General features: G+C 70.5%; 23 protein-coding genes. 16 read left to right on the plus strand and 7 right to left on the minus strand.

The genetic code is table 11. The annotated features are described in order from the left end of the window. Positions 1-2 precede the first annotated feature (2 nt). From paaC to paaZ, 6 genes are all read left to right on the plus strand, one after another. Positions 3-779 (plus strand): 1,2-phenylacetyl-CoA epoxidase subunit PaaC, encoded by a 777-nt coding sequence (gene paaC / locus O9Y01_RS14915; protein WP_269632396.1) that lies wholly within the window; start codon positions 3-5, stop codon positions 777-779. 119 nt (positions 780-898) lie between these two features. After that, positions 899-1420 carry a 1,2-phenylacetyl-CoA epoxidase subunit PaaD gene (paaD, locus tag O9Y01_RS14920; protein WP_269632397.1) on the plus strand — a complete coding sequence of 174 codons (522 nt, stop codon included), beginning with the start codon at positions 899-901 and terminating at the stop codon, positions 1418-1420. A gap of 141 nt (positions 1421-1561) precedes the next feature. Continuing rightward, positions 1562-2641, plus strand: a complete 1080-nt coding sequence (gene paaE / locus O9Y01_RS14925) for a 1,2-phenylacetyl-CoA epoxidase subunit PaaE (protein WP_269632398.1) — start codon at positions 1562-1564, stop codon at positions 2639-2641. A gap of 37 nt (positions 2642-2678) precedes the next feature. Next, the gene (locus O9Y01_RS14930) at positions 2679-3287 is read left to right on the plus strand and encodes a TetR/AcrR family transcriptional regulator (protein ID WP_269632399.1); all 609 of its coding nucleotides are present in this window, start codon (positions 2679-2681) and stop codon (positions 3285-3287) included. An 85-nt stretch (positions 3288-3372) separates the two neighbouring features. Then, complete coding sequence (locus O9Y01_RS14935; protein ID WP_269632543.1) at positions 3373-4515, plus strand: ABC transporter substrate-binding protein; 1143 nt, start codon at positions 3373-3375, stop codon at positions 4513-4515. Positions 4516-4620: 105 nt separating this feature from the next. Continuing rightward, positions 4621-6675: a phenylacetic acid degradation bifunctional protein PaaZ gene (gene paaZ, locus O9Y01_RS14940; protein ID WP_269632400.1), complete on the plus strand. Its 2055-nt coding sequence runs from the start codon at positions 4621-4623 to the stop codon at positions 6673-6675. Positions 6676-6695: 20 nt separating this feature from the next. Here paaZ and O9Y01_RS14945 read toward each other — a convergent pair whose 3' ends face one another. The 4 genes from O9Y01_RS14945 to O9Y01_RS14960 form a co-directional block, all read right to left on the minus strand. After that, complete coding sequence (locus O9Y01_RS14945) at positions 6696-7472, minus strand: glutaminyl-peptide cyclotransferase (protein WP_269632401.1); 777 nt, start codon at positions 7470-7472, stop codon at positions 6696-6698. Positions 7473-7563: 91 nt separating this feature from the next. After that, the gene (locus tag O9Y01_RS14950; protein ID WP_269632402.1) at positions 7564-7797 is read right to left on the minus strand and encodes a DUF1161 domain-containing protein; all 234 of its coding nucleotides are present in this window, start codon (positions 7795-7797) and stop codon (positions 7564-7566) included. Positions 7798-7941: 144 nt separating this feature from the next. Beyond that, positions 7942-8700: a substrate-binding periplasmic protein gene (locus tag O9Y01_RS14955; RefSeq protein WP_269632403.1), complete on the minus strand. Its 759-nt coding sequence runs from the start codon at positions 8698-8700 to the stop codon at positions 7942-7944. A gap of 84 nt (positions 8701-8784) precedes the next feature. Further along, the gene (locus tag O9Y01_RS14960; RefSeq protein ID WP_269632404.1) at positions 8785-10869 is read right to left on the minus strand and encodes a S46 family peptidase; all 2085 of its coding nucleotides are present in this window, start codon (positions 10867-10869) and stop codon (positions 8785-8787) included. A gap of 165 nt (positions 10870-11034) precedes the next feature. Between O9Y01_RS14960 and O9Y01_RS14965 the strand changes: the two genes are divergently transcribed. Next, positions 11035-11889 carry a hypothetical protein gene (locus tag O9Y01_RS14965; RefSeq protein ID WP_269632405.1) on the plus strand — a complete coding sequence of 285 codons (855 nt, stop codon included), beginning with the start codon at positions 11035-11037 and terminating at the stop codon, positions 11887-11889. Between the two features lie 116 nt (positions 11890-12005). Here the strand turns inward: O9Y01_RS14965 and O9Y01_RS14970 are convergent, their stop codons facing one another. Continuing rightward, positions 12006-12794, minus strand: a complete 789-nt coding sequence (locus O9Y01_RS14970; protein WP_269632406.1) for a choice-of-anchor L family PEP-CTERM protein — start codon at positions 12792-12794, stop codon at positions 12006-12008. 139 nt (positions 12795-12933) lie between these two features. Between O9Y01_RS14970 and O9Y01_RS14975 the strand changes: the two genes are divergently transcribed. Continuing rightward, a complete protein-coding gene (locus O9Y01_RS14975) occupies positions 12934-14310 on the plus strand; it encodes an MATE family efflux transporter (RefSeq protein WP_269632407.1) in 1377 nt (458 codons plus the stop codon). Here the strand turns inward: O9Y01_RS14975 and O9Y01_RS14980 are convergent, their stop codons facing one another. After that, on the minus strand, positions 14311-15171 hold the full coding sequence (locus O9Y01_RS14980) for a hypothetical protein (protein WP_269632408.1): 861 nt from the start codon (positions 15169-15171) through the stop codon (positions 14311-14313). Between the two features lie 176 nt (positions 15172-15347). On the opposite strand from O9Y01_RS14980, the gene O9Y01_RS14985 reads away from it, so the two are divergent. The 4 genes from O9Y01_RS14985 to O9Y01_RS15000 are packed head-to-tail and all read left to right on the plus strand — an operon-like array spanning position 15348 to position 20144. Continuing rightward, the gene (locus O9Y01_RS14985) at positions 15348-16316 is read left to right on the plus strand and encodes an ABC transporter permease (RefSeq protein WP_269632409.1); all 969 of its coding nucleotides are present in this window, start codon (positions 15348-15350) and stop codon (positions 16314-16316) included. Then, on the plus strand, positions 16309-17154 hold the full coding sequence (locus tag O9Y01_RS14990; RefSeq protein ID WP_269632410.1) for an ABC transporter permease: 846 nt from the start codon (positions 16309-16311) through the stop codon (positions 17152-17154). Before O9Y01_RS14985 ends, O9Y01_RS14990 begins: the two co-directional genes overlap by 8 nt. Positions 17155-17182: 28 nt before the next feature. Next, the gene (locus O9Y01_RS14995; protein WP_269632411.1) at positions 17183-18688 is read left to right on the plus strand and encodes an ABC transporter substrate-binding protein; all 1506 of its coding nucleotides are present in this window, start codon (positions 17183-17185) and stop codon (positions 18686-18688) included. A gap of 7 nt (positions 18689-18695) precedes the next feature. Then, a complete protein-coding gene (locus O9Y01_RS15000) occupies positions 18696-20144 on the plus strand; it encodes an amidase (protein WP_269632412.1) in 1449 nt (482 codons plus the stop codon). Here the strand turns inward: O9Y01_RS15000 and O9Y01_RS15005 are convergent. Continuing rightward, positions 20129-21058 (minus strand): carbohydrate kinase family protein, encoded by a 930-nt coding sequence (locus O9Y01_RS15005; protein ID WP_269632413.1) that lies wholly within the window; start codon positions 21056-21058, stop codon positions 20129-20131. The two genes, O9Y01_RS15000 and O9Y01_RS15005, sit on opposite strands and share 16 nt — an antisense overlap. Positions 21059-21169: 111 nt before the next feature. Between O9Y01_RS15005 and O9Y01_RS15010 the strand changes: the two genes are divergently transcribed. The 4 genes from O9Y01_RS15010 to O9Y01_RS15025 all read left to right on the plus strand — a co-directional run bounded on the left by O9Y01_RS15010 (position 21170) and on the right by O9Y01_RS15025 (position 25760). Next, positions 21170-22039, plus strand: a complete 870-nt coding sequence (locus tag O9Y01_RS15010; protein ID WP_269632414.1) for a hypothetical protein — start codon at positions 21170-21172, stop codon at positions 22037-22039. Positions 22040-22065: 26 nt separating this feature from the next. After that, entirely contained in the window at positions 22066-22953 is an 888-nt protein-coding gene (locus O9Y01_RS15015) for a hypothetical protein (protein ID WP_269632415.1), read from the plus strand. Beyond that, positions 22950-23894, plus strand: coding sequence for a LysR family transcriptional regulator (locus tag O9Y01_RS15020; RefSeq protein ID WP_269632416.1), 945 nt, complete (start codon positions 22950-22952; stop codon positions 23892-23894). The genes O9Y01_RS15015 and O9Y01_RS15020 overlap by 4 nt, the downstream gene beginning before the upstream one ends. Positions 23895-24086: 192 nt before the next feature. After that, positions 24087-25760, plus strand: coding sequence for an OFA family MFS transporter (locus tag O9Y01_RS15025; protein ID WP_269632417.1), 1674 nt, complete (start codon positions 24087-24089; stop codon positions 25758-25760). The last annotated feature ends 44 nt before the right edge of the window (positions 25761-25804 follow it).

Here is a 25804-nt window from a genome sequence, read left to right on the forward strand (position 1 = left end):
CCATGAGCCAACAATCGATCAAGGTGGGTGACAAGCCCGAGGTGCGCTACCTGCTGCGCATCGCCGACAGCTGCCTGGTGCTCTCGCAGCGCCTCTCCGAGTGGTGCGGCCACGGCCCCATCCTGGAAGAGGACCTGGCGCTGACCAACATGGCGCTGGACCTCATCGGCCAGGCCCGCGGCCTGCTGACCCGTGCCGGGCAGCTCGACGGCCAGGGCTTCGACGAAGACCAGCTGGCCTTTCTGCGCGACGAGCGCCAGTACTTCAACCCGGTGCTGATGGAACTGCCGCGAGGAGACTTCGCCTTCACCACCGCACGCAACCTGGCCGCCGCCACCTGGCTGCGCCTGCTGTGGGCCCGGCTGCAGGACTCCAGCGACGCCGAGGTCGCCGCCATCGCCGCCAAGGCCTTCAAGGAAGCCAGCTACCACCAGCAGCACGCGGCCGACTGGACCGAGCGCCTGGGTGACGGCACCGAGGAATCGCGCCGCCGCATCGAAGAGGCGCTGAAGACGCTGTGGCCCTACACCAACGAGCTCTTCGCCAGCGACGACATCGACGCACATGCTGCGGCCACCGGCCTGGGCCCTGCCTGGGACACCCTGCGCGCCGACTGGCGTGCCGCCATGGACGAGGTGCTGGCCGGCGCCACGCTGCAGGCGCCCGCCGACAGCCGCTACATCCCGAGCGGCCGCGTGGGCATCCACAGCGAGCACATGGGGCACATGCTGTCGGAAATGCAGTATCTGCAGCGCGCCTTCCCCGGCGGCGTGTGGTGAACGGAATGACCACCCCCTACACGCTTCGCGTGCCCCCTCAAGGGGGCGAGCCCGCAGGCCCGGCGGAGCCGGATCCTCGGGCTCCGCTGGGGGAATCCCGACTCGCATCGAGTTCCGCCATGACGGACGCCTCTTCGGATCAGGCTTGCGGGCGGCTCTCAGCCGCCTGGGAAGTGCTGCGCCAGATTCCGGACCCCGAGGTGCCGGCGGTGAGCCTGTGCGAGCTGGGCATCGTGCGTGATCTCAAGGAGACGGCCGGCGGCCTGGAGGTGGTGCTCACGCCCACCTATTCGGGCTGCCCCGCCACCGAGCTCATCCAGGACAACGTGCGCGAGGCCCTGGCCCGCTTCGGCGAGGTCACGATCACGATGCAGCGCTCGCCCGCCTGGACCACCGACTGGATCACCGAGGAAGGCCGGGCCAAGCTCAAGGCCTACGGCATCGCGCCGCCGGGCCCCGCGCATCCGGGCGCGGAGCAGCCGATCCGGCTGGTGCACCGCGCCTCGCTGACGAAGCTCGCGTGCCCGCGCTGCGGGTCGGAGCAGACGGAGCGTCTGTCCGCCTTTGGCTCCACGGCCTGCAAGGCCCTGTATCGCTGCCTCAGTTGCCGCGAGCCCTTCGAACACTTCAAACCCATATGACGGCCCACCCCCTGCTGGCTTCGCCAGCCCCCTTCGAGGGGGCAGGTCCAAGGGCCCGGCAAAGCCGGATCCCCGGACCTCGCTTGGGAATGCATGCCGTTCCTGCGGCGGTTCTGCCGCATTCAATGATGGATCACTGATATGAGCCTCAACTTCCACCCCCTGCGCGTCCGCGACGTCCGCCCGGACACCGAAGAAGCCGTGATCGTCAGCTTTGACGTGCCGGACGAGTCCCGCGAGCTGTTCAAGTTCACGCAAGGGCAATACCTGACCCTGCGCGCCGACGTGGGCGGTGAGGACCTGCGCCGCTCCTACTCGATCTGCGCCGGCGTGGACGACGGCGAGCTGCGGGTGGGCGTGCGCAAGGTGCAGGGCGGCCGCTTCTCCAACTGGGTCAACCGCGAGCTCAAGGCGGGTGACGTGATCCAGGTCTTCCCGCCACAGGGCCGCTTCTTCGTGCCGGTGGAGCCGCAGAGCCAGCGCCACTACCTGGGCGTGGCCGGCGGTTCGGGCATCACGCCCATCCTGTCCATCATGAAGACGGTGCTGGCGAAGGAGCCGGGCAGCCGCTTCACCCTCATCTACGGCAACCGCCGCCAGGCCTCCACCATGTTCAAGGAGGAGATCGAGGACCTCAAGAACCAGTACCTCACCCGCGTCTCCCTGCACCATGTGTTCAGTGACGAGGTGGTGGATTCGCCGCTGATGGCCGGCATCATGAACCGCGACAAGATCGCCGAGTTCCTGGGCGCGCTCATCGAGCCCGCCAGCATCGACCACGCCTTCATCTGCGGCCCCTACCAGATGAACGACGAGGCCGAGGCCGCGCTGCTGGCCGCGGGCGTGAAGCCCGAAGCCATCCACATCGAGCGCTTCGGCACGCCCGAGATGCAGGCCGGCCAGCCCGCGCCGCACGAGGTGCGCGAGGGCGACGCCGAGGTGGCCACGGTGCTGGTGATCCGCGACGGCCTCTCGCGCGAGATCAGCGTCAGCAAGAGCGACCCCAGCATCCTGGACGCCGCCGCCCGCGCCGGCATGGACGTGCCCTTCTCCTGCAAGAGCGGCGTGTGCTCCACCTGCCGCTGCAAGCTGATCGAGGGCGAGGTGCGCATGGACAAGAACTTCGCGCTGGAGAAGCACGAGGTGGCGGCCGGCTTCATCCTCAGCTGCCAGGCGCATGCCTTGACGCCCCGAGTCGTCATCTCTTTCGATGAACGTTGAGAATCTGGCCTTCTCCACGCAACGACAAGACTGACAAATGGCCAGAGGCAGAGCCCCCGGATTCGATGCCAGCCGCGACCAGATCCTGGCGCAGGCGGCGCGGCTGTTCGCCGCGCAAGGCTATGCCGGCACCTCCATGAACCAGGTGGCGGAGGCCTGCGCGGTGAGCAAGCCCACGCTCTACCACTACGTGCGAGACAAGCACGAGCTGCTGGTGCAGATCTGCGAGACCCACGTCCAGGGCCTGGCGGCCCTCGTGGCAGAGGTGAAGGGGCAAGACCTGGCCCCCGAGCCGCATCTGCGCACCCTCATCGCCCGCTTCATGCAGGCCTACGGCGAGGCGCAGAACGAGCACCGGGTGCTGACCGAGGACGTCAAGTTCCTCGAGGGCGCCGACCAGGAGCGCCTGCTGGCCGTCGAGCGCCAGGTGGTCAACGCCTTCGCCGAGGCGGTGGCCGCCGTCCGCCCGGAGCTGCAGGCCGCCAAGCTGCACAAGCCGCTGACCATGCTGCTGTTCGGCATGATCAACTGGACCTTCACCTGGCTGAAGCCCGACGGCGAGCTCAGCTACGACTCGGTCGCGCCCATGGTGGCCGACCTCTTCTTCGGCGGCCTCGGGGCCGTGGGCACGGCGAAAGTCTCGTGAAGGCTTTCGCACCGACGATCACCGCGCGAGGATCCGCATCCTGCACACACTGGCAAGACCAACACAAGGAGACACCGTGAAGCTGATGAAGAAGACCCTGCTGGCGCTGGCCGGCACCGCCGCACTCATGGGCCAGGCCCTGGCCGACATCAACGTGGGCGTGACCGTCTCGGCCACCGGCCCGGCCGCCTCCCTGGGCATCCCCGAGAAGAACACCTTCACCCTGCTGCCCACCACCATCGCCGGGCAGAAGGTCAACTACATCGTGCTGGACGACGCCTCGGACACCACGACGGCCGTGGCCAACACCCGTAAGCTGATCACCGAGCACAAGGTCGACGTGGTCGTGGGCTCCACCGTGACGCCCAACAGCCTGGCCATGATCGACGCCGTGGCCGAGAGCCAGACGCCCATGATCTCCATGGCTGCCTCGGCCCGTATCGTCGAGCCCATCGACGCCAAGAAGCGCTGGGTCTTCAAGACGCCGCAGAACGACATCATGATGGCCCTGGCCATCGCCTCGCACATGGCCAGCCAGGGCGTGAAGACGGTGGGCTTCGTGGGCTTCGCCGATGCCTACGGCGAGGGCTGGTACAACGAGTTCAACAAGGTCGCCTCGACCAAGGGCCTGACCATCGTGGCCAACGAGCGCTACAACCGCACCGACACCTCGGTGACCGGCCAGGTGCTGAAGATCCTCGCCGCCAAGCCCGACGCCGTGCTGGTGGCCGGCAGCGGCACGCCCGCCGCCCTGCCCCAGAAGACGCTGAAGGAACGCGGCTACACCGGCAAGTTCTACCAGACCCACGGCGTGGCCAACAACGACTTCCTGCGCGTGGGCGGCAAGGACGTGGAAGGCACCTTCCTGCCCTCGGGCCCGGTGCTGGTGGCCACGCAGCTGCCCGCCGATCACCCGGTCAAGAAGAGCGCCCTGGACTACGCGGCCAAGTACGAGGCCGCCTTCGGCAAGGGCTCCGTCTCGACCTTCGGCGGCCATGCCTGGGACGCCGGCCAGCTGCTGCAGGCGGCCATCCCCGCCGCGGTCAAGAAGGCCCAGCCCGGCACGCCCGCCTTCCGTGCCGCCCTGCGCGACGCCCTGGAGGCCGTCAAGGAGATGCCCGGCGCGCACGGCGTGTTCAGCATGTCCGACAAGGACCACCTCGGCCTGGACCAGCGCGCCCGCGTGATGGTCAAGATCGAGAACGGGACCTGGAAGTACCAGCCCTGATCCCTCTCTGAAGGCAGCGCTCCCCGGGAGCGCCGCCCCTCGAAACGCCCCGCAGCCGCGGGGCCTTTCTTTCACCCATTCCCAGTCGATTCCGGAGGAGCCGCCATGAGCGCCAACGTCCCTGTTCTTCAAAGCCTGATCGCCGGCCGCTGGGTCGGCAGCCAGGCCGCACGCGGCCTGCACAGCGCGCTCAACGGTCGCCTCATCGCCCAGACGCATGCCGAGAGCCTGGACTTCGGCGAAAGCCTCGCCTACGCCCGGGGTCAGGCCTTGCCTGCCCTGCTGAAGTCGACCTTCCAGCAGCGCGCCGCCACGCTCAAGGCCCTGGCCGCCTACCTGATGGAGCGCAAGGAGCAGCTCTACGCGATCTCCGTGCACACCGGCGGCACGCGCCCGGACAACTGGATCGACATCGAGGGCGGCATCGGCACCCTCTACGCCTACGCCTCCATGGGCCGCCGCGAGCTGCCCTCCAGCAATGTGGTCCACGAGGGTCCGGCCCAGCAGCTGGGCAAGGAAGGCCATTTCTGGGGCAGCCACGTGCTGGTGCCCAAGCGTGGCGTGGCCGTGCACATCAACGCCTTCAACTTCCCCATGTGGGGCATGCTGGAGAAGTTCGCCCCCACCTTCCTGGCGGGCATGCCCAGCATCGTCAAGCCGGCCACCGCCACGAGCTATGTGGCCGAGGCCTGCGTGCGCCTGATCCAGGAGAGCGGCCTGCTGCCCGAGGGCGCGCTGCAGCTCATCGTCGGCAGCTCGGGCGACCTGCTGGACCGTCTGGAGGAGACCGACGTCGTCACCTTCACCGGCTCGGCCGACACCGCCGCCATGCTGCGCGTCAACAAGAACCTGATCGCGCGCTCCATCCCCTTCAACGCCGAGGCCGACAGCCTCAACTGCGCCATCCTCGCCCCGGACGTCACGCCGGACGACCCCGAGTTCGAGCTCTTCGTCAAGGAAGTGGCCAAGGAGATGAGCGCCAAGGCCGGCCAGAAGTGCACGGCCATCCGCCGCGCCATCGTGCCGCGCCATCTGGTGGACGCCGTGGGCGAGAAGCTGCGCGAGCGGCTCTCCAAGATCAAGGTGGGCGACCCCGCCGTCGAGGGCGTGCGCATGGGCGCGCTGGCCTCGCGCGAGCAGCAGGACGACGTCACCGAGCGCGTGGCCCTTCTTTCGCAAGGCAATGAGGTGCTGCTGAGCGCCCGCGACGGCTTCGCGCCTGTGGGCGAGGGCGTGGCAGAGGGTGCCTTCTTCGCGCCGACGCTGCTGCTGTGCCGCAACCCCCTGGCCAACGAGACGGTGCACAGCGTCGAGGCCTTCGGGCCCGTGTCCACGCTGATGCCCTACGAGGACTTCGACGAGGCGCTGACCCTGGCCGCCAAGGGCCGCGGCAGCCTGGTGGGCTCGGTCATCACCAAGACGCCGGCCCTGGCCGCGCAAGCGGTGATGCATGCCGGCGCCTTCCATGGCCGCATCCACGTGCTGGACCGCGACGCCGCCAAGGAATCCACCGGCCATGGCTCGCCCCTGCCCATGCTCAAGCACGGCGGCCCGGGCCGTGCCGGCGGCGGCGAGGAGCTGGGCGGCATCCGCGCCGTCAAGCACTACCTGCAGCGCGTGGCCGTGCAGGGCTCGCCCACCATGCTGACCGCCATCACCGGCGAGTACCAGCGCGGCGGCAAGGTGCAGGAAGACGTGGTCCACCCCTTCCGCAAGTATTTCGAGGAGATCCAGGTCGGCGACTCGCTGCTCACGCACCGCCGCACCGTCAGCGAGGCGGACATCGTCAACTTCGGCGGCGTCTCGGGGGACTACTTCTACATGCACTTCGACGAGGTCGCGGCCAAGGACACGCAGTTCGGCCAGCGCATCGCGCATGGCTACTTCGTGCTGTCGGCTGCCGCCGGCCTGTTCGTCTCGCCCGCGCCGGGCCCCGTGCTGGCCAACTACGGCCTGGACACCCTGCGCTTCGTGAACCCCGTGGCCATCGGCGACACCATCCAGGCCCGCCTCACCTGCAAGCGCCGCATTGACCGAGGCAACCGCCCGGACCAGCCGCCGCAGGGCGTGGTGGCCTGGGACGTGCAGGTGATGAACCAGCGCGGCGAACTGGTCGCCAGCTACGACATCCTGACCCTGGTCGCGAAGAAGAACGGCTGATCACGCCAGGCGCCGGGGGCTCAGGCCCTCGGCACCAGCCGGATCTCGAAGAGCTGCGGCCAGAGCTTGCCGGTCACAAAGAGGCGCTTGGCCGCAGCGTCGTAGGCGATGCCGTTGAGCACGTCGGCCTGGCGCGCCTGCGCCTGCGGGAGCAGGCCGCGCAGGTCGATCCAGCCGCGCACCTGGCCGCTCATCGGGTCGATGCGGGCGATGACGTCCTGCTGCCAGACATTGGCCCAGACCTGGCCGTCCACCCACTCCAGCTCGTTGAGCTGATCCAGCGGGCGGCCCAGGGCGCTCACGGAGATGCGGCGCACTTCCTTCATCGTGGCCGGATCCAGGAAGCGCAGCTGCGCCGTGCCGTCGCTCAGGATGAGCTGCTCGCCGTTGTGCGTCAGGCCCCAGCCCTCGCCGGCATAGCGGAACTCACGCTTGCGCTTGAGCGTCTTGAGGTCCCACACGAAGCCGATCTGGGACTTCCAGGTGAGGCTGAAGATCTCGTCTCCGACGATGGTCATGCCCTCGCCGAAATGCTCGGCCGGCACGTCGACCTTCTGCAGCACGCGGCCGTCCACCAGGTTGACTCGGCGGATCGTGCTCTGCCCCTCCAGCCCGGTGCTTTCGTAGAGATGCCCACCGTGCCACTCCAGCCCCTGGGTGAAGGCGCCGGGGTCATGCGGGTAGGCCTTGACCACCGCCGCGCCCCACACGGGCAGGGCAATGCGCTGGGCCCGGGCCGCGCCCAGGCCGCCGGCAGCCAGCAGGGAAAGCAGGAGGTCACGTCTGCGAAGGGTCATGGGGCGTCACTCGGCAAATCGGAAGGCGGGGCTATTGTCGCGGTTGCGCTGTGGCCACGCCTCGCCGGGCCCTTCTTCTGACCCGTCGCGATCACTTCCTTTCGTAGGTGATCTTCTTGCTGCCGCCCTCGCAGCTGCCGATGACCTTGACCTCACCGGCCTTGTCGTTCTCGACCACGGTCAGGGTGTAGTTCTTGACGCCCTTCTCGTCGAGCTTGGCGGCGATCTCGGCCTTCAGCTCCTCGCAAGGCTTGGCGGCGGCGTAGGCGGGGGCGGCCAGCACGGCGCCCAGCAGGGCCAGGGTCAGGGTCAGGTTCTTGTTCATGGCGTGCTCCTCAAAGGACTGGCGGGACATTCCGCCGCCCGCGCATTGTCCGGACACCCGGCGGCACTTCGTGGTCACAGGGCCTCACACCCTTGGGGGGCTGGCGCGAGGAGCCGGGAGGCCCTGCTGAGGTGCTGTAGCGGGCTACTGCGGCACGGGCGGCACGGGCGGCACCGGCGACGGGACGGAAACGTCCTTGTACTGCGCCGCCACCTCCTCGCTGGCGCGGCGGATGAAGCCGCTGCGCTCCAGCTCGCGCAGAGCCTGCGTGAGGGGTGCCAGCAGGGCTTCATGCCGGCGGTGCAGGTAGTGAAAGACCGGGAAGCTGGCCAGCGGCGGCTGCAGCTGGACCACGCCCTGGATGCCGTGCTGGCGCAGGCTGGCCAGGCCGGAGAGGCGGTTGGACAAGACCAGGTCCGAGCGGTCCAGCTCCATCTTCACGAAGGCCTGCTGCAGCGTGGCCACAGGCTCCAGCTGCATGCCCTTCGTGTTCTCCTCGATGATCTTGATGCCCTTGACGAAGCCCAGGCGATAGGGCCGCAGGCTCTCCCAGCCCTGCACCTTGAAGTTCCAGCGGCGGGAGAAGGCCACGATCTCGTACTGCACCAGCGCCACGGGCACCCGCAGCAGATTGGGGTAGAGCTGCTCGATGCCGGCGCGGCGGTAGAGCTCGCCGTCGGTCTCGCCCGTGTTGGCGCTGATGAGGGAGCGCTCGCCGGGCATGCCCAGCACCTGGAGATCACGGCCCAGCTGGCGGTAGGCCTCGCGCAGCACGCGTTCGGCCACCTGGGTGGCCGGGTCCTGCTCCAGCAGGGTGGAGATCCGAAGGGGAGGCTCCCCGGCGAAGGCCAGGGGAACGCAGCAGCAGCTGAGGGCCAGGACGGCGTGGCGGCGCGAGGTCATGCGGGCGATCCAGGCGGTGGTGCCTGAGCATAGCCCAGCGGCGGCGCCACCGCCGCCCAAATCAGACGTGGAATTGATCCCGGCTCAACGGCCCTGCATTTCCTTCAGCAGGGTGCCGGCGCCGTAGATCTTGTCCATGGCCTCGGCAATGGCCGCGGCGTTCACGGCCACGGTGCGGTTGCGTGCCGTCTCGAACCAGTAGGCGCCGCCGATGGAATGGATGTTGCCGTCGAAGACCAGGCCCACCAGCTCGCCCCGCGCATTGAGCATGGGGCTGCCGCTGTTGCCGCCGATGATGTCATTGGTGCTGACGAGGTTGAAGGGCTTGGTCTGGTCGAGCTTGTCCCGGGCGGCCAGCCAGGAGGCCGGCAGCGCGAAGGGCTCGGCGCCGGTGGCACGCTCGTAGGTGCCGCCCAGGGTGGTGAAGGGCGGCACCTGGGTGTCGCCTTCCTTCCAGCCCTCGACCTTGCCGTAGGACAGGCGCAGGGTGAAGGTGGCGTCGGGGTAGACCTTGGGACCGGTCATCGCGAAGCGCGCCTGGGCGACCCGCTCCGAGTTCTTCTGGATCACCGACTCCACCTCGCGCTCATAGCGCTGGCGCAGGGCCCGCGACTGCTCGTCCACCGCCAGGGCCAGGCGGATGAAGGGGTCCTGGCTCTGGCGCACCGCGGCCATGCCGCCTTCCCAGAGGGCCTTGCGCTGGGCGATGTCGGCCAGCTGGCTGCCGTCGACGAGGCGGGCGGCCAGCTGCTCGGGCGAGTCCTTGCCCAGCACCTGCTTGACCACCGGCGCGTCGGCGCCCAGGTGCTCGCGCATCTTCTCCAGCGAGTAGCTCAGCTTGAACTTCTCGAAGGCCGGGTAGACCGGCGCCGGCGAGAAGAGCTGGGCCTCGACGGCGGGCAGGCCAGCCTCGGCGAACTCGGGCAGGCGATCGGCATCGGGCTTGCTGCGCTCGGCGGCGCCGCGCACCAGGGTGCGGGCAATGCCGAAGAGCTGGCTGTTGAAGGCGCGGCCACCTTCCAGCTGGTTGTTCAGCGTGCGGTAGCTGCGGTAGTTCTGCAGGGCCTGGGCGATGGCGTCCCAGGCGCCGGCGGACGGCTTCAGCGCTGGCTGCCGGGCCACGAAGGCGCGCAGCCGGGCCTCGTCCGCCCGCTTGGCGGCCATCAGGGAGGCTTCGTTGAGGGCGGCCAGCTGGCCCCTGAGCACCTTGATGCCGTTCTCCACGTAGAACAGCTCGGCATTGGCCATGCGGGCCTGCTCCTCGCCCTGGGTGCGGTACTGGGCCAGGCGGCCGCGGTACTCGGACATGTCCACCAGGGTCTCGGGCAGGCGCTGGGCGCGCAGCTGCTCGAGCTGCGCCACGGTCAGCGTGCGCTGCGTGGAGCCGGGATGGCCGGTCACGAAGACCGCCTCGCCCGCGGCCGGGCCCTGGGTGTTGACCGGGAAGAAGTCCTTCACCGCAGCGGGCTGGCCGTTCTCGTAGACGCGCAGCAGGCCCATGTCCAGGTCATAGCGCGGGAAGTTGAAGTTGTCCGGGTCGCCGCCGAAGAAGGCGATGGACTGCTCCGGCGCGAAGGCCAGGCGCACGTCCTGGAAGCGGTGGTAGCGGTAGAGCTTGTACTGGCCGCCGTGGTAGAGGTCGACGAGGTCGCAGCGCTGGGTCTTGCTGTCGGCGCCCACGCAGCTGGCGGTCAGCTGTGCCCGGATGGCGTTGAAGGCCTTGGTGAAGGCCTCGCCCTCGCGACCGCGCGTGGCGGCCTTCACCTGATCGGTGACGTCAGTGATGGCCTCAAGGCGGTTGACCTCCATGGCGGGGCAGGCCTTCTCCTCGTCCCGGGTCCGGGCCAGGAAGCCGTTCTTCATGAAGTCCTTGTCCGCGCTGGAGAGCTGCTCCACGCACTCGGCCACGCAGTGGTGGTTGGTCAGCACCAGGCCCTGCGGGGAGACGAAGCTGCCGGAGCAACCGCCGGCCAGGCGGGCCGAGCCGCGCATGGCCTTGCCCAGCCAGGCCGCATCGGGCGCGAAGCCCACCTGCTGGCGCATGAGGGCGGTGGGCGGGTTGTCCAGGGTCCACATGCCTTCGGCGGCCTGGGCCAGCAACGGGCTCAGCAGCAGGCTGGTCACGAGGGCCAGGTGGGTGGGGCGGCAGGAGGGCTTGGGCAGTCGCATGGTGGGTCTCGGCATGTCCGTGAGGTGCGGCCATTGTGGGAGCCGCCTTGCACCAGGCCGGAAGCCATGGTCGGCAGCCCGGCCTTTCCCAGGGAAAACACCGGGCGGACTGTGGGCCTGACGCGTCATGATGCGCGCAGCCAAACGGTCAGCTCTTCCCTTTTCATGACGGTCCCTGCCGCCACCCCCACCCTTCTCCAGCGCTGGACGGCCTGGCACGAACGCCGCAGCGCGGTCCGGGCCCGCCAGCAGCTGCAGCGTCGCTGCCCCCAGGCCTTGGCCCTTCAGCAGCGCCTGCCCTCGCGCCTGCATGCGGCCTGGCTGGAGCATGCCGCCGATGAATTCCCCGGCCTGCCCAGCCGGGAGGCCGACTGGCTGCTGGCTTCCACCGGGCTGATGCAGTTCTTCCTGGCCGCCGCGCGGACCGACGGCCCCTGCGCCCTGCCGAGCCGGGCGGCGGACGCCGTCTGGCACGCCTGGCTGCACTGGGATGCCACCGGCCTGGCCGCCTTGCAGCACGAGCGCCTGGGCCGCGAGGTGCCCCATCTGAAGGAGGCGCAGCTGCCGGGCCCGCTGGACCATGCGCTGAGCCGCTGCTATGCCGCCTGCTGCCGCGCCGAGCAGCTCAATCCTCTGGACGGTCGCCTGCCCCTGGTCTTCGAGCTCGACCGCCTCCTGCGCATGCCGGGCGGCTGGCACTACGCCTGGCACAAGGGCCTGCGATGCCTGAGCCACCAAGTGCTGGATGTCGACGGCGATCCGCGCGGCCGCACCCAGCTGCACGCCGTGCATGGCGCCAGCCTGCTGGGCCTGGGCCTGCTGACCGCCTCCGAGCAGGCCTCCTGGCAACAGCAGCTGGATCGCCTGGGCCGCCAGGCTGATGCCCGGGCCCGCGGCGAATCGGGCGGGTCTGGCAGCAGCTGTGGCAGCTCCTGCGGGACCGACACCAGCAGCAGCGCCTGTGATGCCGGCAGCAGCTGCGGCAGCTCCTGTGGCAGCTCCTGCGGCGGCGGCGACTGAAGCCCGCGCCGCCCCTGCCCGCTCCGTCCCTCACCTTCCCTCGCCTTCCATGTGCCGGCTGCGCCGGGCATTAAAAAACCCCGCCGGGGCGGGGTTCTTTGGGAGCGGTCCGCCGATCAGGCGCGACGGCGACGGGCCATGCCCAGGCCAGCCAGGGCCAGGCCAGCCAGCGCCAGCGAACCGGGTTCCGGCACACCGCTGCTGCCCGAGAAGGAGCGGGCCTCGATGAACACGCCGGAGTCGTAGTTGGCATCACCCACGTCCAGCACGCGGAATTCGAAGGTGTTGACCGAACCGGCCAGCAGCGAGGCCGAGGCGGTCAGGACCGTCGTCAGACCGTCGTACTGGATGTCCAGCTTGTTGCTGGGGCAGCCGGTGATGGCGCTGTTGTTGCGGTAGTAGCTGTCGTTGATGCCGCAGTTGACGTTGTTGATCGACACCTCGGTGCCGCTGCCGGGCAGCTTGGCAATGTTCACGCCGTTGAGCAGGAGCTCGAAGCGGTCGTTGAAGCGCGAGCCCACGTACTCGTTGTATTCCTCCGAGCCGAAGACATAGCGGAAGAACACGGCGCCGGTGGCCGAGGTGAAGTCGAACTTCAGCGACGAATAGGTGCCTGCACCGGTGCAGTTGCCGGCATTGTTCGGGCCAGCCACGCAGCTGGTGGTGCCCGTGGTCAGCACGATGCCCTTGTCAAAGCCGACGCTGGCGGTGCCACCGGTGAAGGTGCCAGCCGAACCGGCCGGAGCATCGGTGCTGAAGACGGCGTTGCTGATGCTGATGCCGGAACCGGCGATGGCCGTGGCCAGGGCCACTGCATTCGAGGACTGGCTCACCACCGGGGTGGCGAAGGCCACGGAACAAGTCACCAGGGTCGCGGCGGCGACGGCCAGTTTGCGGAAAGACATGCGAAAACCCCTCAGTATTGTTGAGCTTGATGCTCTGATGTAACGAAATCCGATCTAAAAATGCAATATCCGTGCCAACCTCGATTGCATCGAGGCTATCGGCCGACACCAGCTGTTTCAGCTCTTTTCCAGATTTCAAGTGAAAAATTCATCGACACCCCCTAAAGAGGGGGGACCAGGCGCGCCACGCCTCTTCAACCTGGCCTGGCCGCTGTTCCTGGAGATGGGCCTGGGCATCGCCATCAGCCTGCTGGGCACCCTGCTGGCCGCCCGCGTTTCCGACAGCGCCGGCGCGGGCTTTGCGCTGGCGAACCACGTTTCGGGCACGCTGTTCATCCTGTTCCGCATCATCGGCGCCGGCATCAGCGTGGTGCTGACGCAGGCCCTGGGCAGCGGCCGCCGGGACATCGCCGACGCCACCGCTCGCGCGGCCGTCGGCGCCAGCAGCTGGATCGGCCTGCTGACCGGCCTGGGGGCCATGCTGGCCGCGCAGCCCCTGCTGAGCCTGCTGGGGGCGCCGGCCGAGGTCCTGCCCCTGGCCACGCCCTTCCTGGTGCTGCTGGGCCCGGCCATGCTGCTGGACGCCTGGAATGCCGCGATGGCCAGCGTGATGCGCGCCCACCTGCGGGCCCGTGACACCCTGGCTGTGCTGGTGGCCATGCAGGCCTTGCAGCTGGCCCTGGCTGTGCCGCTGATGCAGCAGCTGGGCCTCATCGGCTTCGCCCTGGCCCTGATCGCCAGCCGCCTGCTGGGGCTGGGCCTGCACCTGTGGCTGTGGCGCGCCCGGCTGGGCCTTCGCCTGCAGGCGGCGGACTGGTGGCGGCTGCCGCGCCAGGAGCTGGGCGCCATCCTGCACATCGGCCTGCCCGGGGCGGGCGAGAACATCGCCTACCGGCTGGCCTTCATGGTCAGCGTGTCGGTGGTGGGGCACATGGGGGCGCAGGCCCTGGCCACGCATGCCTATGTCTCGCAGCTGATGTACTTCATCCTGCTCTTCGGCCTGGCCACCGGTTTCGCCGCGGAGATCGTGGTGGGCCACCTGATCGGCGCCGGCGAGCTGCACGCCGCCCACCGCCTGGTGCGGCGGGCCATGGCGCGCGGCTTGATGGTCTCGGTGGGCGTGGCGGGCAGCTTCGCCCTGGCCGGCCCCTGGCTGCTGGGCCTGTTCACCCGGGATCCGGCCATCATCGAACTGGGCAGCACCCTGCTGTGGCTGACCGTGCTGCTGGAGCCCGGCCGCACCTTCAACCTGGTGGTGATCAACGCCCTGCGCGCGGCCGGTGACGCCCGCTATCCGGTGATGGTGGGCAGCGGCTCCATGGTGCTGGTGCTGGCCGGCGGCAGCTGGCTGCTGGGCCATCAGCTGGGCCTGGGCCTGGTGGGGGTGTGGATCGCCTACGCCGCCGACGAATGGCTGCGCGGCCTGCTGATGTGGCGCCGCTGGGCACGCCACGACTGGGTGCCCCATGCGCGCGCCGCGCACCGCCGCCTGCGCCGCGCAGGCGCGGGCGCCTGATCAGCGGTCGTTGGCGTAGCTGAGCACCTGGCGGGCCTGGCTGATGCCGGTGATCAGGCTGTGGGTGGAGAGCCCCGTCGCCGCCGTGCCCTTGACGCTGTATTCCCACACCAGGCCGAGGCGGCATTGCCTCACCGTGACCGGAGTGCTGGGACTGCCCGTGGCCCCGGCGGCGGCCTGGTCGAGGCTGGCCTGCAGGTCCTCCAGGCCGACGGCGTACTGGGACTGGTCGGCGGTGCTGGTCTGCAGGCGCGCCTGCGGACCGCCCCGATAGCCCGTCCAGCGCACGGTGCGGCCGTCGGCGAGCTGGCACTCGCCGTCCGCCAGACTCAGCTGCGGGTTCAGCCCGGCCGGGCCCGACAGGGTGGAGCCGAACTGCCCCTGGGAGCGCTGCAGCGAAGCGGGCGCTGCCACGCGGATCTGCACCGCCGCGGGCAGGGTGACCGTGCTGTCGAGGGTCTGCCCCCTGTGCTGCAGCCGGATCGTCCAGGCGTCCTGGCTGCTCTGGACCTGGGCTGCCAGCGTGCCGCCGAGGTCCGAGGTGGGTGTCAGTGGCACATTGCCCGGCATCAGCCAGAGCGCGTCAGGCGCATCCAGCCGGACCACGGTGAGCAGGTTGGCGCGGTAGCTGAAGCCCAGATCCGCCGTCACGCGGCCGTCCTCGCGCCGCAGGTTGCCGCCCAGGCGCAGGTCCTGGGGCGCCACCTCGCTCGAGGACTTGCAGTTGGCCAGGCCGCACTGGACGCCATTGCCGATGTCATTGCCGATGTCGCCGCCACCGCCGCAGGCCGACAGGCCGATCAGCAGCATCGAGGCCAGGGCGGTGGCGCCCAGGCGTGGCGTGAGAGAAGAAGGCAGCATGGTCCGTATCCTTGGCAGGTGGTGCACCGGACGCAGGCCCGGTGCCATGCGCAAAAGTCTAACGTCCTGAAGGATGCGGTTCCAGGACACCGGGACTGCCGATGCGCTCATCGAACAGGCGATGGGGGGGTGCTCCCTCCGGTGGGGGATGCGGCCCGGCCATGCAGAATGCCGGCATGCCCGCCCTGCTCCGTCCCAGCCTGCACCTGGTCCTCACCCTGGCCCTGGCCTCGGTGCTGGTCTTCGCCAGCCTGGAGCTGCTGCCGGGCCACGCCGCCGCGCTGATGCTGGGGCCCGATGCCGCCCCCGATGCCGTGCAGGCCCTGAGCCACGAGCTGGGCCTGGACCAGCCGGCCTGGCAGCGCTATGGGCAGTGGATCGCCGGCCTGGTGCGCGGCGAGATGGGCCTGTCCTACGCCTACCGCACGCCCGTGGCGCCCATGCTGGCCGAGCGCCTGCGCCTGAGCCTGCCTCTCAGCGGCCTGGCGCTGGCGCTCACCGTGCTGGCCTCCCTGGGTCTGGGCCTGCTGGCTGCCGCTCGCCGCGGCCGCTGGGTGGACCACCTCCTGCTGGCCCTCAGCCAGCTGGGCCTGGCCCTGCCGGCCTTCTGGTTCGGCATGGGGCTGATGTGGCTGTTCGCGGTGCGCCTGCAGTGGCTGCCCGCAGGCGGCTTCCCCGGCTGGGAGGCCGAGCTGGGCGGTGGCTGGGGCCCGGCGCTGCAGGCCCTGCTGCTGCCCGCCCTCGCCCTGGCCCTCACCCAGACCGCCCTGCTGGCCCGGCTGCTGCGCGCCAGCCTGCTGGACGTGCTGCAGGAGGACTATGTCCGCGCGGCCCGCGCCCGCGGCCTGCCCGAGGGCCGCGTGCTGCTGCGCCACGTGCTGCGCAACGCCCTCGTGCCGGTGCTGACCCAGCTGGGCACCCAGTTCGCCGGCCTGCTGGCGGGCGCCGTGCTGATCGAGACGCTGTTCCAGCTGCCCGGCCTGGGCCAGCTGATCGCCCAGGCCATCGCCAACCGCGACCTGGTCGTGGTGCGCAATGCGGTGATGCTGCTGGTGGCCCTGGTGCTGCTGCTGAACTGGGCCGTGGACCTGCTCAATGCCTGGCTGGACCCGCGCCTGCGCCGGCCGGAGGCAGCGCATGACTGAGGGTCAGGTCTTGCCGCCATCCCTCCTGCAGCGGCTGCGCGGCCATCCCCGGCTGCTGGCCGGCCTGACGCTGTGGGGCCTGCTGATGGCGGCGGCGGCGGCCAGCCTGCTGCTGCCTGAGGCCGGCCAGCTGCCGGTGGACCTGGACCGGCGCCTCCAGGGTCCCGGCCCCGGCCACTGGCTGGGCACCGACGCCCTGGGCCGCGACCTGCTCTCGCTGCTGCTGGGCGGAGCCCGCAATGCCCTGGGCGTGGGCCTGATCGCCACGGGCCTGTCCCTGGGCCTGGGCCTGCCGCTGGGCCTGCTGGCGGCCTCGCAGGGCGGGTGGCTGGACCGGCTGATCAGCCGCCTCGGCGACCTCGGCCAGGCTTTTCCCGCCCTGCTGCTGGCCATCCTGATGGCCGCCAGCCTCGGGCCGGGCATGGGTGTGGCGATGCTCGCCATCGGCCTGCACGGCGTGCCGGCCTGCCTGCGCCTGGTGCGCGCGGCGGCGCGGGTGCAGTGGCAGCGCGACTATGTGCGGGCGGCACGCGCCTTCGGCCGCCCGGGCTGGCAGATCGCCCGCGTCCATGTGCTGCCCAACATCGCCTCGCCCGTCCTGGTGCTGGCCAGCAACCAGTTCGCCCTGGCCCTGCTGGCCGAGGCCGCCCTCGCCTATCTGGGCCTGGGCACGCAGGCGCCCGCGCCCAGCTGGGGCCGCATGCTGGCCGAGGCCCAGACCTGGCTGTTCGAGGCCCCGCAGCTGGCCCTGCTGCCGGGCCTGTGCCTGATGCTGTCCGTGCTGGGCCTGCAGCTGCTGGCCGACGGCTTGCGGGACTGGCTGGACCCGCGCGGCTGAGCCCGCCGCCCATGCCATGATGGCGGCCATGGACCGCCGCCATCTCCTGCATGCCCTGCCCGCTCTGGGCGTCCTCGGCGCCAGCCTGGCCCTGCCCGCGCTGGCCCAGCCCCGCGGGCGCGACGCCGTCGTGATCGGCATGACCCTGGAGCCCCCGGGCCTGGACCCCACCGTGGGCGCGGCCTCCGCCATCGCCGAGGTGGTGCACTACAACGTCTTCGAGACCCTCACCCGCATCGGCCCGGACGGCCAGGTGGGGCCGGGCCTCGCGCTCTCCTGGGAGGTCTCGCCGGACCTGCGGACCTACACCTTCCGCCTGCGCCGCGGCGTGCGCTTCCACAACGGCGAGCCCTTCACGGCAGCCGCGGTGAAGTTCAGCTTCGAGCGGGCCGGCGGCGAGGCCAGCACCAACAAGGACAAGCGCGTCTTCGCCAACATCGCGGTGATCGGCAATCCGGAGCCGGAAGTGCTGGTCCTCGTGCTGAAGCAGGCCGAGCCGGACTTCCTCTTCCTGATCGGCCAGGCCACCGCCGCCATCGTCGAGCCCAGAAGCGTGGCCACCAACGCCCAGCAGCCGGTGGGCACCGGGCCCTACCAGATGGCCGGCTGGGTGCGTGGCGCCAGCCTGCAGCTCAAGACCTTCGAGGGCTATGCCCAGCGGGGCCAGCCCCTGCCGCCCATCCGCCGCGCCACCTTCCGCTTCATCAGCGACCCGGCCGCGCAGATGGCGGCCCTGCTGTCGGGCGACGTCGACGCCTTCCCCCGCGTGGCCGCGGCGCGCAGCCTGGAGCAGTTCAAGCGTCAGCCCCAGCGCTTCCAGCTGATCATCGCCGGCTCTCGGGCCAAGACCCTGCTGGCCATGAACCACCGGCGCAAGCCGCTGGACGACGTGCGCGTGCGCCGCGCCCTGTCCATGGCCCTGGACCGCAAGGCCCTGATCACCGTCGCCGCGGATGGCTTCGGCCTGCCCATCGGCAGCCACTACGTGCCCGACGCACCGGGCTACGTGGACCTCACCGGCCTCACCCCCCACGACCCCGCCCGGGCCCGCACCCTGCTGAAGGAGGCCGGCGTCAGGGACCTGGCACTGACGCTCAAGCTGCCCCCCGCCCCCTATGCCCGCCAGGGCGGCGAGCTGGTGGCGGCGCAGCTGGCGCAGGTGGGCGTGCAGGTGAAGCTGGAGAACGTGGAGTGGGCGCAGTGGCTGTCCGGCGTCTATGGCGCCCACAACTACGACCTCACCCTGATCTCGCATGTGGAGCCCTTCGACCTGGGCAACTTCGCCAAGCCCGGCTACTACTGGGGCTACGAGAGCAAGACCTTCAACGAACTGTGGCAGCGCTACCTGGCCAGCACGCGCGAGGCCGAGCGCCTCAAGCTGCTGGGCGAGATGCAGCGCCGCATCGCCGAGGACGCCGTGGCCGCCTGGCTCTACCAGCCGCAGTGGATCACCGTGGCGCAGGCCCGGCTCAAGGGCCTGTGGACCGGCATGCCCATCTTCGTCAACGACCTGGCGGCCCTGCGCTGGGAATGAGACCCCGATGCAAGACCTGACCCCCACTGCCGTCCACGAATGGCCGGCCCTGCGCCTGCTGCGGGCCTATGAGTCGCGCGAGCTCAGCCCCGTCGAGGTGCTGGACAGCCTGGCCGCCCATGTGCAGCGCTGGGAGCCGCAGCTGCAGGCGCTGTATGCCCCCGACTTCGACGCCGCACGCGAGGCCGCACGCGCCTCCGAGGCCCGCTGGGCACGCGGCGAGCCGCTGGCCGTGCCCGTAGCCGGCCAGCGCATCACCCTGGACGGCCTCCCGCTGACGCTCAAGGAGAACATCGCCAGCCGCGGCACGCCCGTCCCCCTGGGCACGGCCGCCACCGAGCTGCAGCCCGCCGCCGATGACGCGCCCCCCGCCGCCCGGGCCCGCGAGCTGGGCGCCGTGCTCTTCGCCAAGACCACCATGCCGGACTACGGCATGCTCAGCTCCGGACTCTCCAGCTTCCACCCGCTCACCCGCAATCCCTGGGACCTGCGCAAGAACCCGGGCGGCTCCAGCGCCGGGGCCGCGGCCGCCGCCGCCGCGGGCTACGGACCGCTGCACGTGGGCACGGACATCGGCGGATCCATCCGCCTGCCCGCTGGCTGGTGCGGGCTCTTCGGGCTCAAGCCCAGCCTGGGGCGCATCCCCATCAAGCCGCCCTTCGCGGGGCGCGTGGCCGGCCCCATGACCCGGCGCGTCGAGGACGCCGCCCTGCTGATGGCCGCCCTGGCCCGCCCCGACTGGCGCGACGGCATGAGCCTGCCACCGCAGGAGCTGCCCTGGCTGGACCTCACGCTGGACCTGCGCGGCCTGCGCATCGGCCTGATGCGAGACGCCGGCTGGGGCCTGACGGTGGACAGCGAGGTCGCCGCCGCCGTGGACGAGGTGGCACGGCGCCTGGCGGCGGCCGGGTGCCAGGTCTTGCCCATGGGCCCCTGCTCCACCCGCGCCATGATCGACGGCCTGGACGCCTTCTGGCGCATGCGCTCCTGGCTGGACATCTCGGCCCTGCCCGAGGAGCGCCGCGCCCGCGTGCTGCCCTACATCCGCGCCTGGGTGGATCGCGGCGCCCAGCTGACGGCCAGCGAGCTCTTCCACGGCTACAGCCAGATGGCCGCCCTGCGCGACGCGGCGCTGGCGGCCTGCCAGCCCTTCGACTTCGTGATCTCGCCGACCAGCCCCGTGCCCAGCTTCCCGGCGGAATGGGCCAGCCCCATCCACGACCCGCAGCGCCCCTTCGAGCACATCGCCTTCACCCTGCCCTTCAACATGAGCGAGCAGCCGGCGTCCACGCTCAATGCGGGCTTCACGGGCGCGGGCCTGCCCATCGGCGTGCAGGTGGTGGGGCGGCGCTTCGATGACCTCGGCGTGCTGCGCCTGAGCCGCCAGCTCGAAGACCTGCTGGCGGACCGCCAGCGGCCCTGGCCGCAGCGCCCCGACGCTCAGGCCAGCAGCTGAACCTGCGCAGCCAGCGCGCGCACCTCGGCCAGGCTGGGCGCGCGCGCGCCGGCCTGCAGGCAGGCGGCCGCGCCGGCGGCCATGGCGAAGCGCAGCTGGGCTTCCTCGCCATCCTCGTGCAGGCAGGCGTAGATGAAACCGGCCATGGCGGCATCGCCCGCGCCTACGGTGTCGACCACCTCGACGGCCAGGGCATTGGCCGACCATTCCTGCGTGCCCTTGTAGAGCGTCGCGCCCTCGGCGCCGCGGGTGTAGAGCAGCCGGGCCTGCGGGTTCCAGGCGGCCAGCTGGCCCAGACCCAGGTGGGCCGTGGGGCTGCGGAAGAGGCCGCAGAGGTCTTCGTCGGACACCTTGATCACGTCGGCCAGGCGGCTCATGCGCTCCAGGGTGTCGTCGTAGCGGTTGTCCATGCCCTGGCGGTAGTTGGGGTCGTAGCTGATGGTCACGCCCTGGGCCTTGAGCGACTCCGCCAGCTCCACCAGGCGGCCGGCCAGGGGCTCGCGGTTGAGGCTGATGCCGCCGAAATGCGCCCATCGCACAAACTGCCGCCAGCCCTGGGGCAGGCCGCTGGGGTGGAAGTGCAGGTCGGCGCTGTCGTCGCCGACGAAGAAGTAGCGCGGCGGGTGGGTTTCATGTACCACCGCCAGCAGCGGCGAGCGCTCGACCTGCTGCAGGAAGCGCGGGTCCAGGCTGGCGTCCATGCTCTCCTGCCACAGGGCCTGGCCGAAGACGTCGCAGCTCACGGCCCCGCCGAAGGCCGAGAGCTCGCCCAGGGTGGACAGGGCCCGCGCCACGTTCCAGGGCGCACCGCCGCAGCGGCTGATCCAGCTGTCCAGGCCGGTGCAGATGAGGTCCGTCAAGGCTTCGCCGAAGGCGACGAAACGGGGCAGGTCGGCATGGAGAACTGGGCTCATACTGCAATTGCAGCGCCGTCCTTCACACTCCGCAAGCCCTCTGTGGCGGGAGAGGGATGACAGTCGCGCGGTGCGCTTTCACAATCGTTGCCAATCACGCAGTACCTGACGATGGATCGACGTTGCCTGCTCCTGAGCCTGCTTGCCTGCCCCCTTGGCGCCGGGGCGGCGGACGCCGTGATCGGCTACCCGAGCTATGCAGACTCCGATGCGCAGGACCCCATCCACCAGTTCCACCTGGCCGTGCTGCGCCTGGCCCTGGAGCGCAGCGGCGGCCATTACCGCCTGCAGCCGGTGCGCAAGCCGGTGGGCCAGGGACGGGCGATCCGCGAACTGGCCGGCGGCGGCTCCGACCTGGACCTGCTCTGGAGCATGACCAGCGAGGAGCGCGAGCAGCTGCTGCTGCCGGTGCGCATCCCCATCGACCGCGGCCTGATGGGCTGGCGCCTGCTGCTGATCCGGCGCAGCGACGCCGAGCGCTTCGCCGCCATCCGCAACCTGGAGACCCTCCGGGACCTGACCGCAGGCCAGCTGCACGACTGGCCGGACACCGCCATCCTGCGCGCCAACGGCATGACGGTGGGCACGACCAGCGTCTACGGCAGCCTCTTCACCATGCTCAGCCGGGGGCGGGTGGACTACTTCCCGCGCTCGGTGCTGGAGATCCAGGACGAGATGCAGCAGTTCGGCTCGGCCCACGAGCTGATGATCGCCCCCGGGCTGATGCTGCGCTACCCGACGGCCAACTACTTCTTCGTCAACCGCCAGAACCAGGCCCTCGCGGCCGACCTGCAGCGCGGCCTGGATCGCCTGCTGGACGAGGGCATGCTGCACGGCCTCTTCATGAGCCACTTCCGCGCACGGCTCAAGCCCCTGCGCCTGGCCGAGCGGCGTGAACTGACCCTCAGGAATCCCCTGCTGCCGAGCGCGACGCCGCTGCAGCGGGCGGAGCTGTGGGCAGATCCGGCGCAGTTCTCCTGAGGCCCGGACGCCCCTGCGTGAACCGCATGCCCTACCCGCCCCCCCTGCTTTCCCGCCGCGGCCTGCTGCTGAGCCTGCTGGCGCCGGGCGTGGTCCGGGCCCAGCCCGTGACCCGCGTGGTGTACCCCGAGCACGAAGCCTTCCATGACCCCCAGCTGAACTACATGCTGGACGTGCTGCGCCTGGCCCTGTCCCAGGGCCCCCATGCCTACGAGGTCCATGCCAGCGGCACGGCCATGACCCAGGGCCGGGGCCTGCGCGAGCTGGAATTCGGGCGGGGCGACATCAACCTGCTGTGGAGCATGACCAGCCGCGAGCGCGAGAAGTCGCTGCTGTCGGTCCGCCTTCCCCTGGACCGCGGCATCCTGGGCTGGCGCCTGCTGCTGGTGCGCGCGGCCGACCTGGACCGCTTCACCCGCATCCGCAGCCTGGACGCGCTTCGCAAGCTGCAGGCCGGCCAGATGCACGACTGGCCGGACACGGAGATCCTGCGCCACAACGGTCTGCCGGTCGGCACGGCCAGCATGTACGAGAAGCTCTTCCAGATGCTGGCCCGCAGCCGCATCGACTACTTCCCGCGCTCGGTGATGGAGATCGAGGACGAGCTGCTGCGCTATGGCCGCACCCTGGACCTCGTCATCGCGCCGCGGCTGATGCTGCGCTACCCCACGGCCAGCTACTTCTTCGTCAGCCCGCGCTTCCCGCAGCTGGCAGAGGACCTGCGCCTGGGCCTGGAGAGGGCCATTGCCGAGCACAGTTTCCAGGCCCTCTTCACCCAGCATTTCCGAGCGCTGCTGCAGCGCCTGGACGTGCCGCACCGCCAGGTGCTGAAGCTGGACAATCCCCTGCTGACCCCCGAGACCCCGCTGCAGCGGCCCGAGCTCTGGGCCGACCCTGCCAACCCCTTCTCATGAACCTCTTCGTCGCCCTGCGCTACCTCGTCGCCCTGGACGACCACAAGCATTTCGGCCGCGCCGCGCTGGCCTGCCATGTCACGCAGCCCGCGCTGTCCAATGCGCTGCGCGCCCTGGAGGAGCACTACGGCTGCGCCATCGTCAAGCGCGGGCGCAGCTTCGAGGGCTTCAGTGCCGAGGGCGAGCGCGTGCTGCACAGCGCCCGGCGCATGCTGCGCGAGCAGGAGCTGCTGGACCAGGACCTCAAGAGCCGCGCCGACGCGCCCCAGGGGCACCTGCTGGTGGGCGCCGTGCCCACGGCCATGCCCATCGCCGCGCGCTTCGTGGCCCTGCTGCAGCGCCGCCATCCCGGCCTGCTGCCCACGCTGCGCTCGATGAGCTCCATCGAGCTGGAGACCGGCCTGGACCAGCTCGCCCTGGACCTGGGCCTGGGCTACACCGAGCGCATGGCCGAGACCCGCGTGCCCCTGCGCCTGCTGCCGCAGTACACCGAGGCCTACTTCCTCGTGCGCCGTGCCGAGCTGCCGTCCACCGGCGGCCTGCAGATGGGCCCGCCCCTGCCCTGGGCCGAGGCGGCCCGCCTGCCCCTGTGCCTGCTGAGCCCGGAGATGCACAACCGCCGCATCATCGACCGCGCCTTCGCCGAGGCGCAGGCCGAGGTGCGGCCGGCCATCGAGTCCAACTCCACCGTCACCCTGGTGACAGCAGTGCTGGCAGGCGGTGTCTGCAGCGTGCTGCCCGGCGCCCTGCTGGGCACGGTCCTGGAGCACGGCGGGCTGGAGGCTCGCCCGCTGAGCCACCCCGAGGTGCGCATCCCCATCGCCTTCATGCTGCACAGCGCCAGCCGCCCCTCGCGGGCGCTGGAGGCCGCCCTGCAGCTGGCCCAGGAGCCCGAGTGGCTGGCGCAGGCCGCCCGGCATGCCGGCGAGCTGCGGGACTGAGGGCGCCCGGGATCGGCCGCACCCGATCCTCTTGCGCGCAAGCGATGTGGCGGGCGGATGTCCGGGGGGCCGGGGCAACCCTGATTTCGCACGCTGATCGTCTCATCACGTAAAAGAATTGGACGCTGCTCCCTGGCGTGGCAACACTCGCCCCCGCACCGCACGAGTGCGCACAACACGCAGGAGACACGCATGTCCACGGTCCTCACCGGAGGCGCCCGCCCGCTGGGCGATGCCTCACCCGGCTTCCTCGACAAGGAACGCATCATCGCCCCGCCGGGCTTCAACCGCTGGCTGGTACCCCCCGCGGCCCTGGCCATCCACCTGTGCATCGGCATGGCCTACGGCTTCTCGGTGTTCTGGCTGCCGCTCTCCAAGGCGCTGGGCATCAAGGAGGCGATCAAGTGCGGGCCGGAGATCGGCTTCTGGCAGGAGCTCTTCGTCACCAGCTGCGACTGGAAGGTCTCGACCCTGGGCTGGATGTACACCCTCTTCTTCGTGCTGCTGGGCAGCTCGGCCGCCATCTGGGGCGGCTGGCTGGAGCGCGTGGGCCCGCGCAAGGCCGGCGTGGTGAGCGCGGTCTGCTGGTGCGGGGGCATGCTGCTCTCGGCCCTGGGCGTACACCTGCACCAGTTCTGGCTGATGCTGCTGGGCTCGGGCGTGATCGGCGGCATCGGGCTGGGGCTGGGCTACATCTCGCCGGTCTCGACCCTGATCAAGTGGTTCCCCGACCGCCGCGGCATGGCCACGGGCATGGCCATCATGGGCTTCGGCGGCGGCGCCATGATCGGCTCGCCCCTGGCCGCCGAGCTGATGAAGGCCTTCGCCACCCCGACGGACGTGGGCGTGGCCTCGACCTTCGTCGTGATGGCCGCGGTCTACTTCGTCTTCATGATGGGCGGCGCGCTGTCCTACCGCGTGCCGGCCTCCGGCTGGAAGCCCGAGGGCTGGACCCCGCCGGCCGCACAGACCAGCAACGCGATGATCACCCAGCGCCATGTGCACGTGAAGAAGGTCTGGGGCATTCCGCAGTTCTGGCTGGTGTGGATGGTGCTGTGCATGAACGTCTCCGCCGGCATCGGCGTGATCGGCATGGCCAGTCCCATGCTGCAGGAGGTCTTCGGCGGCGCGCTGATCGGCGTTGCGCAGAAGTTCGGCGAGCTGGACAAGGCCCAGCTGGCCGCCATCGCCGGCGTGGCCGCGGGCTTCACGGCCCTGCTCTCGCTGTTCAACATCGGCGGCCGCTTCTTCTGGGCCAGCCTCTCCGACAAGCTCGGCCGCAAGCTCACCTACGTGGTCTTCTTCGTGCTGGGCGGCCTGCTCTACGCCAGCGTGCCGGGCAGCGCCGCGGCGGGCTCCAAGCTGCTGTTCGTGGCGGCCTTCTGCGTGATCCTGTCGATGTACGGCGGCGGCTTCGCCACGGTGCCGGCCTACCTGGCTGACCTCTTCGGCACCCAGATGGTCGGCGCGATCCACGGCCGGCTGCTGACGGCCTGGGCCACGGCCGGCATCCTGGGCCCGGTGGTGGTGAACTACATGCGCGACTACCAGCTGGGCCTGGGGCTCCCCCGCGAGCAGGTCTACAACCAGACCATGTTCATCCTGGTGGGCATGCTGGTGGTCGGCCTCATCTGCAACCTGCTGGTGCGCCCCGTGGCGGACAAGCACTTCATGAGCGAGGCCGAGCTGGCCCAGGAAAAGCGCCTGGCCCACGAGCGTGCCGCCGCCGCCGAGACCGGCCCCGGCACCATGACCTTCCACGGCACCTCACCGCTGTGGGTTGCGCTGGCCTGGGCCGCGGTGGGCGTCCCGCTGGCCTGGGGCGTCTACAAGACGGTGCTGAGCGTCATGAAGTTCTTTGCCTGATCCCCGCCCGGCCGCCCTGCGACCCCCAGGGTGGCCGTGGCCAG

This window comes from Pelomonas sp. BJYL3 (genome assembly GCF_027257975.1).
GTDB classification, from domain to species: domain Bacteria; phylum Pseudomonadota; class Gammaproteobacteria; order Burkholderiales; family Burkholderiaceae_C; genus Roseateles_B; species Roseateles_B flavus.